This window comes from Vibrio rotiferianus CAIM 577 = LMG 21460 (assembly GCF_002741985.1).
GTDB classification, from domain to species: Bacteria; Pseudomonadota; Gammaproteobacteria; order Enterobacterales; family Vibrionaceae; genus Vibrio; species Vibrio rotiferianus.
Genome location: NZ_APHW01000107.1, coordinates 1 through 18,255, shown reverse-complemented (window position 1 = coordinate 18,255; position 18,255 = coordinate 1). Strand labels below are relative to the sequence as shown.

The window sequence follows — 18,255 nt, the reverse complement described above, 5'->3', positions numbered from 1 at the left end:
CCCAGGCAGGTAATTTATGGCAAGAAAAGCCAACTTCGACCGAGATGAAAAGCTTCTCGTGGCTATGGATGTGTTTTGGCGTAAGGGCTTTGCGAACACGTCTATCTCGGATCTCACCGACGAACTGAACATCAACCGCTTCAGTCTTTACAACACCTATGGTGACAAGCAACAGCTCTACTACGAAGCGCTCGATACCTACTTGAAGAAGGTCTCGCTACCTTCACTGAATGATTTGGAAAAAGACGACGCGTCTTTACCTGAGTTAGAATCGTTCCTTAAATCTTTTGCTGAGCTGCAGCGCAAACGCAACTGTGGGTGTTTTATTCAAAATGCGTTGATTGAGCATGCAGGTGAAGACGATGACGTACTGCGCAAAGGGCATTTCTTATTTGACCATCTTATCGACATCATTGCGGATGCGCTGACCAATGCGCAAAAAGAAACCTTAGTGCCGAAAACGCTGAAACCAGAAGAACTCGCTCGTTTCGTTCTCAACAACATGCAAGGCATGCGCGTACTTGGCAAAGCCAAACGTTATGCCGACTTAGATACGGCGCTTTCCTGCTTGCTGGTTTTGATTAGGAAGTAATATGTCGATTGAAGTGATAGCAGTACGTCTTACCAAAGGCATGGACTTAAAGCTGAGCCTAGCGAAATTGGTCGCGGAGCACGATATCAAAGCAGGCTCGATTGCGTCATGTGTTGGTTGTGTCTCTGACCTCAACCTTCGTTTGGCAGGTGCAGAAAGCACGTTAACCAAACAAGAGCCATTTGAAATCGTCTCTGTGATGGGAACCCTAACGCCTGAACATCAACACGTTCATATATCAGTCTCTGATCGTGAAGGACGAGTTTGGGGTGGGCATTTGCTAGAAGGCACAGTGATTGATACTACCGCAGAATTGATCATCCATTCTTATCCAGAACTTGAGTTCACTAGAGCGATGGACGACTCGACTGGCTATACCGAACTACAAGTGAATCCTTCCAAATAGTAAAAAGCTCCAGAGCCATACTGTGCTGTCTCTGGAGCTTTATTCGCTTATCGCTTACGCTAAGAATTTACTCATATCGAGCAAGCAAATTTCGAGGATCATTCTTCGACTAAGTAACAAACCTGATTATCGTCGACCGTTACTTGCCACGTTTTTAGACAGTGCGCTTCGTCTTCCAAACATTGCCCACTCTTTAAACTGAAGTGTTGTTTGTATAGAGGCGATGCAACACACATCTCACCATCGATATCACCGACAATCCCTCGACTCATTACATAAGCCTTACCAACTGGGTCCCAATCTTGAACGGCGTAAACACCGCTATCAGGAATGTAGAATAACGCGACATGCTCGCCTTCAATCAATACAGTGGCACCGATGAACGGCATTAGGTCATCAAGCTGACACAGTTTCACTTTGGTTAAAGCTGCCATTTACACCTCCTGTTTCACCGGAATACGCTGACCGCGCACACGTTGGTACGGTAAGACTTTGCTGCCCGACGTGCTGTTCAAGAAAGGACGGAAGCGTTGCAATTTCTGAGGATTATCCAGCGTACTCTTCCACTCACATTGATAGGTATCTACGACGCGCGCCATTTGTTCATCCAAAGAATCACATAGATTCAGAGAGTCATCCAAAATCACTTGTTTAAGGTAATCTAGGCCCCCTTCCATGTTCTCCATCCACACCGACGTACGCTGCAAGCGATCTGCGGTGCTGACGTAGAACATCAATACTCGGTCGATCATGGTGATCAACTCTGATTTGGATAAGTCGGATGCAAATAAATCAGCGTGTCGTGGTCTCATGCCGCCATTACCACAAACGTATAGATTCCAGCCGTTTTCAGTAGCGATCACCCCAATGTCTTTACTCTGCGCTTCTGCACACTCGCGAGTACAGCCCGATACGGCAAACTTAAGCTTATGGGGCGCTCGCAATCCTTTGTAGCGGTTCTCTAACTCAATGGCTAATCCGACCGAGTCATCAACACCATAACGACACCAAGTAGAACCCACGCAAGATTTCACGGTGCGCACCGACTTGCCGTAGGCGTGCCCTGTTTCAAAACCAGCATCAATTAAGGTTTGCCAGATTTCTGGGAGTTGCTCTAACTGCGCACCAAATAAATCCACGCGCTGACCGCCAGTGATTTTGGTGTACAGATCGTATTGCTGAGCGACTTCGCCTAGCACGATGAGTTTGTCTGGTGTGATTTCACCGCCCGGAACACGAGGCACAATTGAGTAAGAGCCATCTTTTTGCAGGTTTGCCATAAAGGCATCATTAGAATCTTGCAGAGATTGATGTTGAGGCTCCATGATGTGTTCATTCCACAAAGAAGCGAACACGGATGCTGCTGTCGGCTTACAGATATCACACCCATACCCTTTGCCATGCAGTGCAATTAAGGTGTCGAAGTCTTTGATTTGTTCCACTTGGCAAATATGAAACATCTCTTGGCGACTGAGCTCAAAGTGCTCACAAAGGTGGTTGTTAACCTCTACCCCCATAGCTGCCAGTTGAGTATCCAATACCGACTTCACCATATTGCTACACCCACCACAGCCAGTACCGGCTTTGGTGTTGGCTTTAAGGTCCGTCAGGTTGGTGGTGCCAGCTTGTATCTCGGCAACTAAGTCACCTTTTGTGACGTTGTGACAAGAACAGATAATGGCGCTGTCTGGCATCTCTCCATCCAGCATTCCGGTATCAAACAGCAGGTTCGCCGCGTGGTCTGGCAGGACCGTTTTGTTCAAATAACACTGTAAGAGCGCATCGTAGTCGCTGTTGTCACCGACGAGAATCGCACCAAGTAATTGGGTACCACTCGCATCAACCACCAGCTTTTTGTAGATGCCTGCGACCGCATCTTGCAAGACCATTTCTTGTGCGCCTACGGTTTGCATTTGTGCATCGCCGATAGACGCCACATCCACCCCAAGTAGCTTGAGCTTGGTGCTCATGTCTGCGCCTTTAAAACCTTCGCTTGGCATACCAGTCAAGACATCGGCAGTGGTTCTCGCCATAGTGTAACCGGGTGCGACCAAACCAAAGATCTTCTGCTCCCAAAGGGCACATTCGCCAATCGCGTAAATGTTCTCATCGCTGGTTTGGCATTGGTTATTAATCACAATGCCGCCTCGCTCGCCTACTTCTAGCTCAGCTATTCTTGCCAACTCATCTTGAGGGCGAATCCCTGCGGAAAAGACAATCACATCCACTTCGAGAGGATCTTTGTCTTTAAACACCATGCGATGTTTAGCCGTTTCACCATCGCAGATTCGCTCCGTACCCGTCGAGGTATGTACGGTTAACCCTAGCGCTTCAATCTTCTCTTTTAGCACTAAGCCAGCACCATCATCTAACTGTACGGGCATCAGGCGAGGCGCAAATTCAATGACGTGAGTTTCTAACCCCAATAATTTAAGTGCGTTTGCCGCTTCTAAACCCAATAAGCCACCGCCAATCACTGCACCTGTTCTTGCGCCTTCACATGCCTTCTTGATTTGTGAAAGGTCATCAAGCGTGCGGTAGACAAACACGTTGTCTCGGTCTTTACCTTCAATTGGCGGCACAAATGGGTAAGAACCGGTAGCGAGCACGAGTTGGTCGTAACCCAGCACATCTTCACCATCAAGCAGAATGCGCTTTTGCTCTCTGTCGATGCCTGTTACTTGGCTGCCAAGTACGAGTTGGATGCCATGCATGTCGTACCATTCTTGGTTACTCAGCATCAAATCATCATGAGACTTACCCGCAAACAAAGAGGACAACTGTACACGGTCATATGCAATAAAACGCTCTGCACCAATCACGGTAATTCGGTGCTCCAAATGCGCGTTTTTCTGCACTAATTGCTCGACGAGGTGTTGCCCGACCATACCGTTGCCTACCACAACGATGTGGCTCAATGCGTTCTTTACTGGAATCGTTAAAGGACTGTTCATCGTTGCCTCCTTATGCCGTTTGCGCTGCGGTTTTGGGTTTGTCTTCTTTCGAAGCAGGAATCTCGACTTTGGATTGCTTCTCGTAAAGGAACTTCAACACCGCTTGTCGACACTTTTGATACTGCGCATCATCCGCCAGTGCGACACGCTCACGAGGGCGAGGTAGATTCACTTCTAACACTTCTCCAATGGTTGCTGCCGGTCCGTTAGTCATCATCACGATTTTGTCGGATAGCAGCACGGCTTCATCCACGTCGTGGGTAATCATGATGACAGTGTTGTTTAGCTCGGCTTGGATCTTCATCAGTGCATCCTGTAGGTGTGCACGTGTCAACGCATCCAACGCGCCAAATGGTTCATCCATCAGCAAAACCTTTGGTTGAAGTGCCAGTGCTCTCGCGATGCCGACTCGCTGCTTCATACCGCCCGAGATTTCATCCGGCTTTTTGTGCGCAGCATGCTGCATTTGAATCAACTCTAAATAGTGGTTCACTTGTTCCTGAATCCACGCTTTGCCCTTTTTGCCGGCAATTTGTTTTACTGCAAGCTCAACGTTTTGATACACGGTTAACCAAGGCAGTAATGAATGGTTTTGGAACACCACTGCGCGGTCAGGTCCTGGTCCAGCTACTTCTCGTCCATCGACGATCACGCCGCCGTCTGTTGGCATGTGCAGCCCTGCGACTAAGTTCAATACCGTTGATTTACCACAGCCAGAGTGACCAATTAGGGATACAAACTCGCCTTTATTGATTTGTAAATCGACGTTCTTAAGCGCGATGAACTCGCCATCTGGCGTTGGGAATCGCATCCCTAAACGCGTTAGATCTAATAATGCTTTTTCCATGATCGTTTCCCTTATCTCAACGCTTGTTGTTTGTTCCAAGACAGCCACTTTTGAAGTTGCAGCATGCCTCTATCGAGCATCAAACCGATAAAACCAATGGTGATAACTGCCACCATGATGCGCCCCAATGATGCTGAACTGCCGTTCTGGAACTCATCCCAAACGAACTTGCCTAACCCTGGGTTCTGCGCGAGCATTTCTGCCGCAATCAACACCATCCATGCGATACCTAAAGAGAGACGTAAACCTGTGAAGATCATTGGAATGGCAGAAGGTAAAACGATGGTGCGGATGTGCTGCCACCACGAAAGTTGAAGCACTTTGCTCACGTTGATTAAGTCTTTATCAACGCTCGTTACACCCACAGCGGTATTAATCAGCGTCGGCCACAAGCTACACAGCGCCACTGTGATCAGTGAGTTGATGAACGACTTAGCAAACATCGGGTCATCACTCACATAAGTGGCACTCACCACCATAGTAACGATAGGCAGCCATGCCAAAGGTGATACAGGCTTGAGCAATTGAATGATTGGGTTGAACGCTTGATACAGCCCTTGATTAAGACCAAGCACGATGCCAAGCGGAATCGCGATAACCGTCGCCAGCAAAAAGCCCGCAGTCACAGTCACTAAGCTTGTTATGATTTGATCGAAGAACGTCGGCTTACCTGTGTAAGGACGAATCTTCACTTCCGCGTCTGGATTCTTGGCTAACTTCGCAGCATTTCGTTTTTCCTGACGTTCGATAAACGCTTGTTCCTTTTCTCGCTCTTGCCAATGGTCATCGACAAGGTTGCTGAACTGCTGAAAAGTTTGCACAGGTCCCGGTAGCGTACCTAATGAGGTTTGCACTTCTCTCGCTGCTAAGTGCCACATTGCCAAAAAGATAAGCAAACCAATGACGGGCAAAAGCACCAACCGACTTCGGTTCACTACCTGCTTAGCAGGAAACAGGGAAATGACATTACTAGACATACTCACTCCTAAGAAATTTACATCCTTGTTATTGCGGGCAGACTCACCTGCCCGCTGTATTTTTTGTAGGACTGCTCATCCTAAACTTTGTCTTTTCCTTTAAGCCCGATAGAGAACTTCTCTAGATATTTATTTGGCTCGCGACCGTCATAAACGATGTTGTCGATAAAGTGTGTTTGTGGCGCACGGAAACCATCTTCAGCACTAAAATCTGGGAAGTCTTTTTTGCTCAACACACCATCTTCAATCAGTGCTTGAGCCGCTTGTTGGTAAATGTCCGGACGGTAAACCTCTTTTGCGACATCCATGTACCAATCATCGGATTTCTCGCTTGAGATTTGCCCCCAGCGACGCATTTGGGTCAGATACCAAATCGCATCGCTGTAATACGGATATGTGGCGTTATGACGAAAGAACACGTTGAAGTCTGGCACGTCTCGTTTGTCGCCTTTCTCGTATTCAAATGTGCCCGTCATTGAGTTGGCGATAACTTCGGCATCGGCTCCAACGTATTCGCTTGTTGATAGCATCTTCACTGCTTCTTGGCGGTTGGCATTGTCGTTTTCATCCAACCAATGTGCCGCTCGAATCAAGGCTTTCACTACGCGAATGTGCGTGTTTGGATACTTCTCAGCCCAAGCTTTAGAAACACCAAACACTTTCTCTGGGTTGTTCTTCCAGATCTCGTAATCGGTCACGACTGGTGTGCCTATGCCTTTGAATACGGCTTGTTGGTTCCATGGTTCGCCGACGCAGTACCCTTTGATCGTGCCCGCTTCCATCGTTGCTGGCATTTGTGGTGGCGGTGTAACACTCAAAAGAACGTCAGCATCCAACTGACCACTGTTGTCACCGGATTCTGGTGCGTAAAAACCTGGATGAATCCCGCCTGCCGCTAACCAGTAACGCAACTCATAGTTGTGCGTCGATACAGGAAACACCATGCCCATGTTGAACGGTTTGCCTTTATCCAGATAGCTGTCGACCACAGGCTTCAATGCATCCGCTTTGATTGGGTGAACTGGTTTACCATCCGGTTGCTTTGGAATGTACTGCTTCATCTGCTCCCAAGTATCATTGGAAACCGTGATTGCGTTACCGTTCAAATCCATACTGAACGCGGTTATCACTTCTGCTTTTGTGCCGACACCAATCGTCGCGCCCAATGGCTGACCAGCAAGCATGTGTGCACCAGCAAGCTCACCATCGATGACTCGGTCTAATAGCACCTTCCAGTTTGCTTGCGCTTCTAAAGTGACGTACAAGCCTTCATCTTCAAAAAAGCCTTTCTCATAAGCAACCGCCAGCGGTGCCATATCGGTTAACTTAATAAAACCAAACTTCAGGTCTTCAATTTCTGGCTCACCCAACTCTGCCTTTACGCTGACCGTGGTGAATACCGATAACGAAATTGCTGACACTTTCAGCATCGAACTCCATTTCATTGGTTTGCTCCCATAAAAAAAGCGCCACTACTCCGAAGAGCAGTAGCGCCGTTGCTAAGTCTACAATTACCGCCGTTGATAATTGAGATAAGCGATTCAACAATAAACCCAAATCTACTAATCCAATTACTGTGCCAACTTATTTTTCATTGTAAATACAATAAATTAGCGTATCTTGCTGTTTGTTATTCCCCGTTATTGCTTGCTGATAGTGCAACACGCACCACGTTAGAAAATGCACCCTAACCCCAAAGTGGTAGAAAAACTAATCAAGCACTTCCAAAGTAGTTATCAAATTCTTGGCAACTTGTGCGAGCGTTTGGCTCGATTGCATGGCTGAATTTCTTAGCGCTTTATAAGCCTGTTCTTCATCAACGCTGTGCATCTTCATCAGCAGACCCTTGGCTTTTTCCACTAGCTTGCGCTCTTCGATCTTATGGGTCAGCGATTCAATTTCCGATTGCATACTTTCGAATTTCGCTCTCACTAATGTCGCATGTTCAATCCAAGGCTGAAGCGCAAACTCACTATCGTGCGGCATGAGCACATAGTCCATTTTTTCTGATAAACGATTGATATCATTGGATGATAATTGCTTTAAGACGATAAGAAGTGGTGCCGATTTTCTGCGGCAGAAATCGACGATCAAACGCAGTTCTGCGGTTGGTTGCTGCCATCCAACCACAACGCTTGCTGACGGCTCTCGCTGCATAAGCGTTTCTAGCTGTGCCAATTGGCAACCGATGATGTCGTCGTAATCTTTGCTCAATAAGCCCGATAATCGAGCCTGCTCTTGGAGGCTATCACAGCATACTATGATGGGTGTTTTTGACGTTGATTGAGTCATGCACATTCCTTGTTTATATCTCACTCACTAAGAGAGACATAACAAGGACTGTGCCAACTAAAGTAGAAGCCTTTTAACTAGAGGCGAGATGTTCTTTGAAGAAGCCGAGTGTGCGCTCCCAAGCGAGTGCTGCTTCTTCCGGTGCGTAGCGTGCTGTTGAGTCGTTATGGAAACCATGGTTGACGTTCTCATACATTAGCGCTTGATACTGTGCGTCGGTTGCAATCAATTGCTGTTCATAAGCGGGCCATGTGTCGTTAACACGCTTATCGAGTCCTGCAAAGTGAATCATCAACGGCCCTTTGACTTGCTTTTGGATCTCTTGTGCCGCTGGTGTTCCATAGAAAGGCACACCTGCATCGAGCTCATCGGGCATCACTGCTGCAAGCATATTGACAATATAACCACCGAAGCAGAACCCTACCGCCCCCAACCTACCGTTCCCATCCTCGTGCTGTTTGATGAAATTAGCTGCGGCAATAAAGTCTTGTTCAATCTTGGCTCTGTCCATCTCTTTCTGCATGGCGCGACCCTCATCATCATTCCCCGGATAGCCACCAAGTGGGTATAGGCATCTGGGGCAAAAGCAATAAAGCCGTCTTTCGCGAGTCGTCTTGCGACATCTTTGATATAAGGGTTCAGACCTCGGTTTTCATGAATCACCAACACGGTCGGCGATTTCAAGGTCTTCTTCTGTGGTATCACCAAATAACCACGCCCTTCTCCATGCCCATTTGGAGATGGAAAGGTTTCGTAAGTTGCTTTGATGTCAGGATCGTTAAACGAAACTTGTTCTGCGAGTGCGTAATTCGGGGTTAGTGCATCGACCAGTGCCGTCATGCTAAAACCCAGCACCGCAAGGCCACCCAGCCTATTAAGGAACTCGCGGCGTGAGATCTTTCCGTGAGCGTATTCATCGTACCAATCGAAGGCTTCTTGCGGGATAGGATGAGAAGCCTTTTGTTTGGGAGGGGTATGCTTTAGAACCATTATCCATGTCCTCTACGTCTTACCATATGGGAATTTCTAATTCTCAAACGCGAAGTAAAGAATGAGCGCAATTGAGGTCAAAACTGCAGTTTCACCTCTCTGATACGGAGCAAGGTGGTGAAACACATCACTGGTGAGCTAGGATCTTTTACCTTCTTCAAACAATAGATAATGGATTCAGATTCAACAACTTTGCGTCGTTGGTTTTACATTCATTGACAATAGTACGTTATTGCTGGCCGCAATAGGCTTGCCAGTAAGAGAAGGCGCGTTCGAATGCTTTTTCTCTGTCGTGCATTTGTGCAAACAAGACCACTGTCATGGTAGCGAGAACCGTATTTGCCATTTGGTTCATGTCATCTTCTGACGTTCCAAACGGGCAATTTACTGGCATTGGCACCTCAGACAGCATTTGCTCCGTCCAGTAGTGCGATGTCACGCCGCTTGTTTGGCTTAACCATACCGTTTGGCTTACTTTCGGGTTGTATTCTGACTCACCCGATTGTCCTTTAAATGACACAACGGCGTGAGCGGTTTGACCAATCTCATATTCGACTTCAGCATGAAGTTGTTGGAATCCAGGATGGAAGCTACCACGAATACCGACGGTCGCCTGCCCCGGGTTCAGTGCTCGAACCACGGTATTAGTCGGCGTTCTAAGCCCATAACGATTCTTCCAACCAATCATGGTTTCTGCTTGAGGTGCAAACGCACTCAGCGGCAGATACACAATGTTCTGTGTTTCTAACACACGCTTCGCGTCTTCTGCTGATTCCGCTTTGTTGATATCAAACTTGTCGAGGTAATCTTCTGCGTGTAAACGACCAGATTGACGATCGTGATAACCATGCATCAACACTTTATGACCATTATCGGCGAGAATCTTCGCTGCCAACAGGTGCCAAGGTTGACCTGCCGCTTCACGTTTGCCTGCGTAACATGGCCAATCAATGTCTGCACCAATAGCTGGCATGCGGGATTGGAATGCTTTAACAAAGCCAGCGATTTCTTGTTGAGTCTCGTTCTGTACGCGGATCAGCATCAACAGCATTGCCATCTGATCGTCGTCGCACTCACCGTTTAGGTATTCATCCATAACTCGAAACGCTTGGTCAAAGTTCAGTGGTTTTCTGCCACGTTCGCCACGACCGACTGTTCTAATACATTCCAAAATGCTGCTCATATTCCCTCGTATTCCGTCACTGACTGTACGGTTTCTATTAGTTGTTCGCGCAGTTTGACAACTTCTCCCATCACAATCAATGCTGGGCTCACGCCTTTAAGTGTAATCGATAAATCATTGAGCTGATTGAGTTGGGTAACATGAACTTGTTGTTGAGGACTGCAACCATGAGTGATGATAGCGACAGGGAAATCTACTCTCAAACCGGAGCCTAATAAACCCGTTTGTATTTGCGATGACTTTTCTAACCCCATATAGAAGACTAACGTCTGTCCGCTTTGCATCAGATTGCTCCAAGCCTCAAATGCGCCTGTTACCACTTGCCCTGTCACAAAGGTAACACTGCGAGCAACGCCACGATGAGTCAGCGGAATCAAGCTGTTTGCTGAACATCCAATCGCAGCAGTAATACCGGGGATGACTTCGTAAGCGATTGAGTGTTTGACGAGTGCTAAGGCCTCTTCGCCTCCACGGCCAAATACAAAAGGATCTCCCCCTTTTAAGCGCACAACTCGCTTTCCTTGTTGAGCGAGCGATACCATCAAGTCACAAATTTCTTCCTGACCAATACTAGGTTGTCCGCATCTTTTGCCCACGTAAATCCAATCGGCTTGTGGCGAAGCCAACTCCAAAATATCTTTGTTAACCAAACGGTCGTACAGCAGAACCTCTGCCGACATAATCGCTTTCACAGCCTTCACGGTTAACAAGTCAGGATCGTGCGGTCCTGCTCCGACAATCGAGACAAAACCTTTGTGGTTCGCATCTAGGTCTACTGAATGGTCTTCTAAAAGTTGGTTCAGTTTGCTTGCTTGGTCATGCTTAGAAAAGCGAGACGAGCGTTCTTGTTTCTGACTCGCTTGTCCTTTCTTAAACCAAGACTTTTGATAAGGCGCTTCCATGTGCTTATCCTCTTTGTGACTTACTTTATTTGAATAGCCAGACTCTGCTGGTTCGCTTGCTGTTTACCCTTTTGATGCTGATGACTGTCGACCATCTGTTTGATTTGAGAAACGCACGAGCCACAGTTAGTGCCGCACTTGAGTTTGTTTTGCAGTTGAGTCAATGACGTGCAGTCTTGTTTCTCCATCGCGTCATGTATTTGTTTATCGGTGACGCGGAAACAACTACAGACCAGTTTGGCACTGCTTTGCGATTGAGTGATGGTAAGCAGTTGCGATAGCTCCATCGGTTTGCCAATCAAGCCGGTAAAGTTGGTGTAGTCGGTTTGAATCGGTTCACTAGACACCACTAAAACAGAACGAATGATACGAACGTCTCCAACAAGGTCGTAATCCACTGCTAGCCAACCTTGGGCAATATCTATCGTAATTCTGCGGCTCTTTTCCGTTCGACAAAAACTCTGCTTCTTTGGTCGTTTATCGTGTGCAAAGCGCCAGATGCCCAAATTACTTTCTGCTTGAAATGCGCTGTAGAGAAACTTGCCGGAATCAAACTGTGTACCGATGAACATACCGTAGTTTTTTACCGCTGCGTCTTGCACTTCAACATAAGACGACTTAAATGCAGGCTGCCCAGAAATAGGGTCTTTTGCGCTGTTTACTATCGCGTTAACACCGCTTTCACCGCCATATCGACCCGCCCAGTGCATTGACATAAACAGCTCTTGAAAACCTAAACCTTCATCAATGGCAACTTTGGCATAAATACTGGTGTTTGAAGTAGGCTGGAACAGCTTTGTGAGTTGTCCTGCTTTTAAGCGATTTTGAGTAGCAGAGAGAATGTTCATGTACACGGTTGGTTCTAACTCAGAGACGGCAAGGTGTGCGATATGCCCTGTGCGAGTCATGGTATGCCATTGGTCGCGTTGCCTGCCCGTATTGAGCCACCAACCTTTTGTTCTCTCTAAACGCATCGGAGATTCACTGGTCACGACAAAACGCGCTTTGCCATCTGGGTGCGAATAGACGCCATCAGCAAAAGGGCGCTCTCCTCCCCATTGTGTCGGCACCCACTCTTCGTATTCTTGCTCGGTTAAGTTCGCGTGTTGAGACAGGTCGAGCTTCAAAGGTGAATCGGCATTCATGCCTGTCATCGCCGTATATTCCCTGAATACCGACCGCTCAGAAGTAAATGCAAAACCATTTCGTGTCTTTTCCAATGCACACAGAGCTTGTCCGACTTGGCTTATCGCCCACCAATCTGATTTTGCTTCACCCGGAGGAGTTTGAAACTGACGCTGCCTTGAAAGTCGACGTTCAGAGTTGGTTACCATACCTTGTTTCTCACCCCAACCAGCGGCCGGCAACAACAGATCCGCGTAATGCGCTACATCCGAATCCGCTGTAATATCGGAAACAATCACAAACGGACAAACCTCTAGTGCACGTTTTACCAATTGGTTATCTGGTAAAGAGACAACCGGATTGGTTGCCATGATCCACAGAACTTTAATCTCACCACGTTCTACCGCCTCAAACAGTTCAACAGCTTTTAAACCGGGCTGAGTGGCAATTTCTGGTGAATCCCAAAACGCCTGCACTTGCTTTATAGACTCTGCGTCAAAAGCGCGATGAACCGCTAACTGGTTTGCCAATCCACCGACTTCTCGTCCGCCCATCGCATTCGGCTGACCTGTAATAGAAAACGGCCCGCAACCTGACTTGGCAATTTTACCCGTCGCCAAGTGTGCATTAATAATGGCGTTGCCTTTATCGACACCATTTTCGGCTTGGTTAACCCCTTGGCAAAACAGCGTGATTGCGGTTGGGCTTTGCGCAAACCATTGGAAGAATGTCGTGAGTTTTTCTTCTGAAATGCCTATGGAAGACGTTAAATTAGTGACATCGTAACGCAAATAAGAAACTTCTTCTGCAAGCGTACCAAATCCGTCGGTATAGGAATTTATGTATTGAGAATCAATGCATTGCTGCTCAATAAGAAACTTAAGCAGCCCATTAAAAAGTGATACATCCCCATCGTTTTTAATCGGTAGATGCAAATCCGCTTGCTGCGCGGTGACCGTTTCACGCGGGTCAATGACCACCAGCTTTAGATTAGGATTGTTCTCTCTCGCTTGTTGAATACGTCGAAATAAAACAGGGTGCGTCCAAGCGGTATTGGCACCGCAAATTATCAATAACTCAGTCTTATCAATGTCATCGTAATTGACGGGAACGACATCTTCGCCAAATGCTCGTACATGAGCCGCAACCGCCGAAGACATACACAAACGCGAGTTAGTATCAATGTTAGCGCTGCCAACATAGCCTTTCATGAGTTTGTTGGCGACGTAATAGTCTTCCGTCAACAACTGGCCTGACACGTACATCGCGACGGAATCCGGTCCAAACTCTGCTTTCGCTTGATGAATCTTTTCTGCAATCAGATCCGTGGCTTGTTGCCATTGCACTTCTTGCCCTTGAGGTCGCTGCTTGGTAACAAGCTTTGGATACAACAAGCGCGAAGGCATATTCAAACTCTCTGCCAACGCGACGCCCTTTACGCACAGTGATCCCGCATTTGCAGGATGACACGCATCCCCAACGATTCCTTTCGCATTGACCTCGACACCACATCCAACACCACAATAGGGACAAGTGGTTTTTTTGCATCCTTGCGACATTCCGCCCCCTGATTCTTTCCTTAGAATGACGAGCTACAAGCGAAAAAAACCTCTCCCGAAACGAGAGAGGCTGCATTGCCTATAAAAGCTCAAAAAAGTAATACCCTATCCGCTTAACCGCCTGCTAAGGGAAAGCGGTGCATCGAGTTAACGATGAACACAATCTAAATTGCAAACCCAGTGCCAATTTTATATTGCACTACATTTCAATAACTTAACAAAATGAGCTTTCACTTTATATTTGGCAATGCACTGATTAGGGGCGAGCTTGTATCACAGAAGTGCAAGATTAACGGGCTAGTGCCATGACCAGTCTCGGTTCTCCATCACCGAAATAATCTTCTTCTTTTTCCAGAACCTTAAAGCCTAGCGAAGTGTACAACTTGCAAGCAGGCACATTGTTTGGATCGACAGTTAACTTAATGACAGAACCGGAACTTGCTTTTACGATTGCATTCTCCACAAGCGAACGAGCAATCCCCTTTCCTCGATGCCGGCTATCTACCGCAAGCGACAAGATCCAATGGGTGTTTTGTTCATCGCTTGTCGCCATCAGTACATAACCCGTAATTTGATCTTCTTCTTTGGCAATCAACAAACCTTGCGGCCAACAATCAAATGCTTGCCGAAAGAAAAATTGCGGGTAAGCGTGATGACCAAATAATTTCTGTTCTAGCTTAAAAATAGCGTCAATATCTGACTTTTGGGTAATAACTAATTCCATGGTGTTTTAGTTCTACGCTCTGTTCTAAAATGTAACATCTAAGTTTATTGCTAAAGTTTAATATTTTTCAGTTAGTTAAACTAATAGTTCTTTATCATCTCGAGTCAAAGGTTAATTGTAAAACCACTCTTCGTTAATGGAACGGCATTCTTAATGTGGTTTACTTATTGTCATAATTTTGTAGAATGTTTCGAGCACTTATAGATAGAAATAACAATAATAAAGTGCATAACTGGGCCTACTAAAGGCTCGTTACTTACTCGTTAGTTTTCCTATTATTAGAACCATTGAACTCAGGATAGCTAACCATTTGTTTTTATTATTCTAATTTTAAGTGTAGTTGAGTAATGTCGTTATACAGTCTCAAACAAGGTCGTTCTGCTTTCGACAATAAACTATCCATTTGGCACTGGCTGGGTATTCAAATCCTACTTTTTGTTGCCGTTCAAGTTAGCTTCAGCATCTCTAGCTTTTTTGTCGTGTCTAAAGACAGCGTTCAGGTACTGTCATTCACGGCTGCTTTAGTCGTTTCCGCTTTAATCCGATACGGCTGGAAAGTACTACCCACTCTCAGTATGAGTTTGCTTTTTTACTATTTGGTTATCTCAGGGCGCCCGAGCAACGTGGCGCTTTTGTTTTCGTCTCTTCTACCTTGTATCCCACTTGTGTTTGCTGCTTTGTATAAAAGGGCATTAATTTCTATTGAAGACTCAAACTATACATTAAAGCTTGGGTACTATGTGCTTATACTCGGCCTGCTTTATCCGGTAGCGAACACCGTCATACTATGGAGCATGAGCCATATATATATTGAGCACTCTCCACTATCTTTTGACTTTTTCTCTTACTCAATACTCAGTGGCGTACTCACTCACATGACCCTAACTCCTCTATTGAGCCTGGGCTTTAGCTATATTCTTGATGGCAATAAGTCTCCTTATCTCAAACTAGATCTCACTATGCTGAGAAATCAGCCTTCTCAACAAGGTTATCGGATATGGCTCATAATTTGTGGGATGATATTGCTTGGAGCGATTACGTCAAATAACTCACTTTTGATCAATACACTCTGTCTTTCTTTGCTTTGTTTAGTGGGAGTCGGACTTGGTAAGTTTGGCCTCATTAGGCCATTTCTCATTGCCTCTATCACACTATTGATTTGTGTGGAAAACATTGTCAGTCAATACAATGCAGGCCTAATTCAACAAGAGCACCTATACGGCATGCTTTTGGTCTTATTTGTATTATCAATGCTAACATTTCTGCTTGGCGCTCATACAATCAAGAACTTTATAACTGCCCGTAAAGCAGTAGAAAAAGAACGTGTTGATAGCTTTACAGGCCTGTACACACTGTCTCAACTACAAGAGGACATATCACCAAGAAACAATGTGGTTTTGATATACATCGACTTGAAGCCCACGCTTTCTAAATTGAACGGCTTGGGCCACCAAGGCCAAGCGCAATTAATGAGACAATTGAGCCAATACCTCGCACAAAACACCGAGTACTTGCAGCGGGCTTACTTACCACCATTTGCAAACGGCTTGATATGTTTCGCGCCACGTCTTCCTTATATTAATACTGAGCTAAAAAAGCTGATTCAATTGCTTGATGACTTCTACTTCTATTTTGAGGATAGTTCGGTGAGTTTAGTGAAACGAACCATTCAGTGTGTCGATATTGCTGAAAGTGACAATGTCGAAGCTTTAGTTTCCAAACTGTGTCAACAACGACCTCAAAGCAATCTAGCCATTAACTGGCTAGACGCGGCAAGCACAAGCAAAAGTAAACTCAACAAGCTCAGCTTTATTCAATCTTGTTTCAGAGAAAACAAGTTTGAATTGTACTGCCAGCCATATCTAGCGTTGAATACGAAAAATACCGGGAGCTATTTTGAAGTTCTACTCAGATTGAACCAAGATGACTCACGCGTGATGTCGCCAGCTGAATTTTTTCCATTAATTCATGAGTTTGGACTTGAGATTGAACTGGACGAATGGGTAATTACTAATACATTTTGCAAATTGAGCCAGAATATCGTCGACTGGGATAACTTAGGGAAATGCTCCATAAATTTGACAGCAAAAGCATTAAACTCTCCGTCACTGGCACACAATATTCGACTGCACGCTGATATATATGGTGTTCCCCTTAAAAAGGTATGTTTTGAGATCACTGAGTCAGATGCACTTCGAAATGAATCCATAGCTATACAGAATCTTTCTCTATTGAGAGAAGCCGGTTGTACTATTGCGTTAGACGACTTTGGTACTGGCTACGCAAGTTTTGACTATCTGCGCCGCCTGCCACTTGATGTACTTAAGGTAGATGGTTCTTTTGTCAAAGACATTGTTAGTAGTGAAAATGACCGGATTATCGTTCAAGCCATCAGCCAAGTCGCTAACAGTATGAAACTTGTAACGGTAGCCGAGTTTGTGGAATCCGAAGCACATATAGAGACGCTAGAGTCACTAAATATTCAGTTTGCTCAAGGGTTTGGCGTTGCTAAGCCACTTCCTTTGCAGGGCTACCTTAAAAAGTTATCGAACAAAGCTTAATCGCGACATCTAAAACCAAAAATTCATTAAATTTCGCGATATAGTTTCAATTTACACACAAAAAACCAGAACTATATATCGCTTTTTGCAAATTTTCATGGTTCGATAGTTTACACCTTTGCCTTTTCACTAGCACGATTCACCACCACATCAATGTGATAACAATCACTAAAACATATAACATCCGCGCGATTATTATTTTTATAAAGGCGAGTTTTAAGTGAAAGAATCTCGAGAAACGTTAAATTTTAGTGAATTAAACACAACAACTACTTGGACGAAACATGATACTCATTGGGTATTGAGTCTGTTTGGTACCGCCGTGGGTGCTGGCATTCTATTTCTTCCTATTAACTTGGGCATCGGTGGTTTCTGGCCATTGGTAGTTATGGCAGTCCTCGCTTACCCAATGACTTACTTAGCACACCGAGGTCTTGCTCGCTTTGTTCTGTCATCAAAAATCAAAAACGCAGACTTTACCGATGTAGTAGAAGAACACTTTGGGGCGAAAGCTGGTCGTTCGATTTCGATGCTGTATTTTCTTTCTATCTTCCCGATTCTACTGATCTATGGCGTAGGTATTACCAACACTGTTGACAGCTTTATGGTCAACCAAGCAGGTATGGAGCCGCTGCCACGTGCCCTACTGTCTGGCGTATTGGTATTCAGTTTGATTGCAATCATGATGGCCGGTGAAAAAGTGATGCTTCGTGCGTTCGCTATCATGGTTTACCCATTGGTTGCGATTCTGGCATTTTTATCATTCTACCTAATGCCAAACTGGAGCATGCCTGTCATGGATGCACCAGAAATGTCTTCATTTGCGAGCACGATGTGGCTTGCGATTCCAGTCGTTATCTTCTCATTTAGCCACGCAGCGGCGATCTCAAGTTTTGCAAACGTACAACGCCGACATTACGGTGAAGGCGCCGATGTAAAATCAGAACTGATCTTACGCCGTACAAGTGTCATGCTGATCGCATTCGTGTTGCTGTTTGTCTTCTCATGCGTACTTGCTCTTTCCCCGGAGCAACTGGCAGAAGCAAAAGCACAAAACGTATCGGTATTGTCTTACTTAGCTAACGCGACGGAAAACCCATTCATTGCAACCTTAGGTCCGCTTGTTGCCTTCGTGGCAATTAC

General features: G+C 45.8%; 14 protein-coding genes and 1 pseudogene. 4 read left to right on the top strand and 11 right to left on the bottom strand.

The features are described 5' to 3' along the window. Positions 1 to 16: 16 nt before the first annotated feature. Complete coding sequence (locus B853_RS22195; protein ID WP_005375904.1) at positions 17 to 592, top strand: TetR/AcrR family transcriptional regulator; 576 nt, start codon at positions 17 to 19, stop codon at positions 590 to 592. A gap of 1 nt (position 593) precedes the next feature. Then, a complete protein-coding gene (locus B853_RS22190) occupies positions 594 to 998 on the top strand; it encodes a PPC domain-containing DNA-binding protein (RefSeq protein WP_038886796.1) in 405 nt (134 codons plus the stop codon). A gap of 98 nt (positions 999 to 1,096) precedes the next feature. Here the strand turns inward: B853_RS22190 and nirD are convergent, their stop codons facing one another. From nirD to B853_RS22130, 11 genes and pseudogenes are all read right to left on the bottom strand, one after another. After that, entirely contained in the window at positions 1,097 to 1,432 is a 336-nt protein-coding gene (nirD, locus tag B853_RS22185; RefSeq protein WP_038886795.1) for a nitrite reductase small subunit NirD, read from the bottom strand. Then, positions 1,433 to 3,952, bottom strand: a complete 2,520-nt coding sequence (nirB, locus tag B853_RS22180; RefSeq protein WP_050568999.1) for a nitrite reductase large subunit NirB — start codon at positions 3,950 to 3,952, stop codon at positions 1,433 to 1,435. It abuts the gene before it with no gap. A 10-nt stretch (positions 3,953 to 3,962) separates the two neighbouring features. After that, entirely contained in the window at positions 3,963 to 4,799 is an 837-nt protein-coding gene (locus tag B853_RS22175; protein ID WP_005450080.1) for an ABC transporter ATP-binding protein, read from the bottom strand. Positions 4,800 to 4,810: 11 nt separating this feature from the next. Further along, positions 4,811 to 5,776 carry an ABC transporter permease gene (locus B853_RS22170; RefSeq protein WP_005375889.1) on the bottom strand — a complete coding sequence of 322 codons (966 nt, stop codon included), beginning with the start codon at positions 5,774 to 5,776 and terminating at the stop codon, positions 4,811 to 4,813. Between the two features lie 80 nt (positions 5,777 to 5,856). Beyond that, complete coding sequence (locus tag B853_RS22165) at positions 5,857 to 7,221, bottom strand: CmpA/NrtA family ABC transporter substrate-binding protein (protein WP_038886793.1); 1,365 nt, start codon at positions 7,219 to 7,221, stop codon at positions 5,857 to 5,859. A 265-nt stretch (positions 7,222 to 7,486) separates the two neighbouring features. Continuing rightward, positions 7,487 to 8,068, bottom strand: a complete 582-nt coding sequence (locus B853_RS22155) for an ANTAR domain-containing response regulator (RefSeq protein ID WP_038886791.1) — start codon at positions 8,066 to 8,068, stop codon at positions 7,487 to 7,489. Between the two features lie 73 nt (positions 8,069 to 8,141). Continuing rightward, positions 8,142 to 9,058, bottom strand: a pseudogene (locus tag B853_RS22150) (dienelactone hydrolase family protein). 229 nt (positions 9,059 to 9,287) lie between these two features. Continuing rightward, a complete protein-coding gene (locus tag B853_RS22145) occupies positions 9,288 to 10,241 on the bottom strand; it encodes a glycosyl transferase family protein (protein ID WP_038886787.1) in 954 nt (317 codons plus the stop codon). Continuing rightward, positions 10,238 to 11,143: a uroporphyrinogen-III C-methyltransferase gene (cobA, locus tag B853_RS22140; RefSeq protein ID WP_038886785.1), complete on the bottom strand. Its 906-nt coding sequence runs from the start codon at positions 11,141 to 11,143 to the stop codon at positions 10,238 to 10,240. Before cobA ends, B853_RS22145 begins: the two co-directional genes overlap by 4 nt. Before the next feature lie 20 nt (positions 11,144 to 11,163). Then, positions 11,164 to 13,827, bottom strand: coding sequence for a nitrate reductase (locus B853_RS22135; RefSeq protein WP_038886783.1), 2,664 nt, complete (start codon positions 13,825 to 13,827; stop codon positions 11,164 to 11,166). Between the two features lie 289 nt (positions 13,828 to 14,116). Continuing rightward, positions 14,117 to 14,551: a GNAT family N-acetyltransferase gene (locus B853_RS22130; RefSeq protein ID WP_038886781.1), complete on the bottom strand. Its 435-nt coding sequence runs from the start codon at positions 14,549 to 14,551 to the stop codon at positions 14,117 to 14,119. A 347-nt stretch (positions 14,552 to 14,898) separates the two neighbouring features. On the opposite strand from B853_RS22130, the gene B853_RS22125 reads away from it, so the two are divergent. Continuing rightward, a complete protein-coding gene (locus tag B853_RS22125; protein ID WP_038886779.1) occupies positions 14,899 to 17,112 on the top strand; it encodes an EAL domain-containing protein in 2,214 nt (737 codons plus the stop codon). A gap of 220 nt (positions 17,113 to 17,332) precedes the next feature. Continuing rightward, on the top strand, positions 17,333 to 18,255 hold a 923-nt coding region (locus tag B853_RS22120; RefSeq protein WP_128827016.1), incomplete at its 3' end, for an aromatic amino acid transport family protein.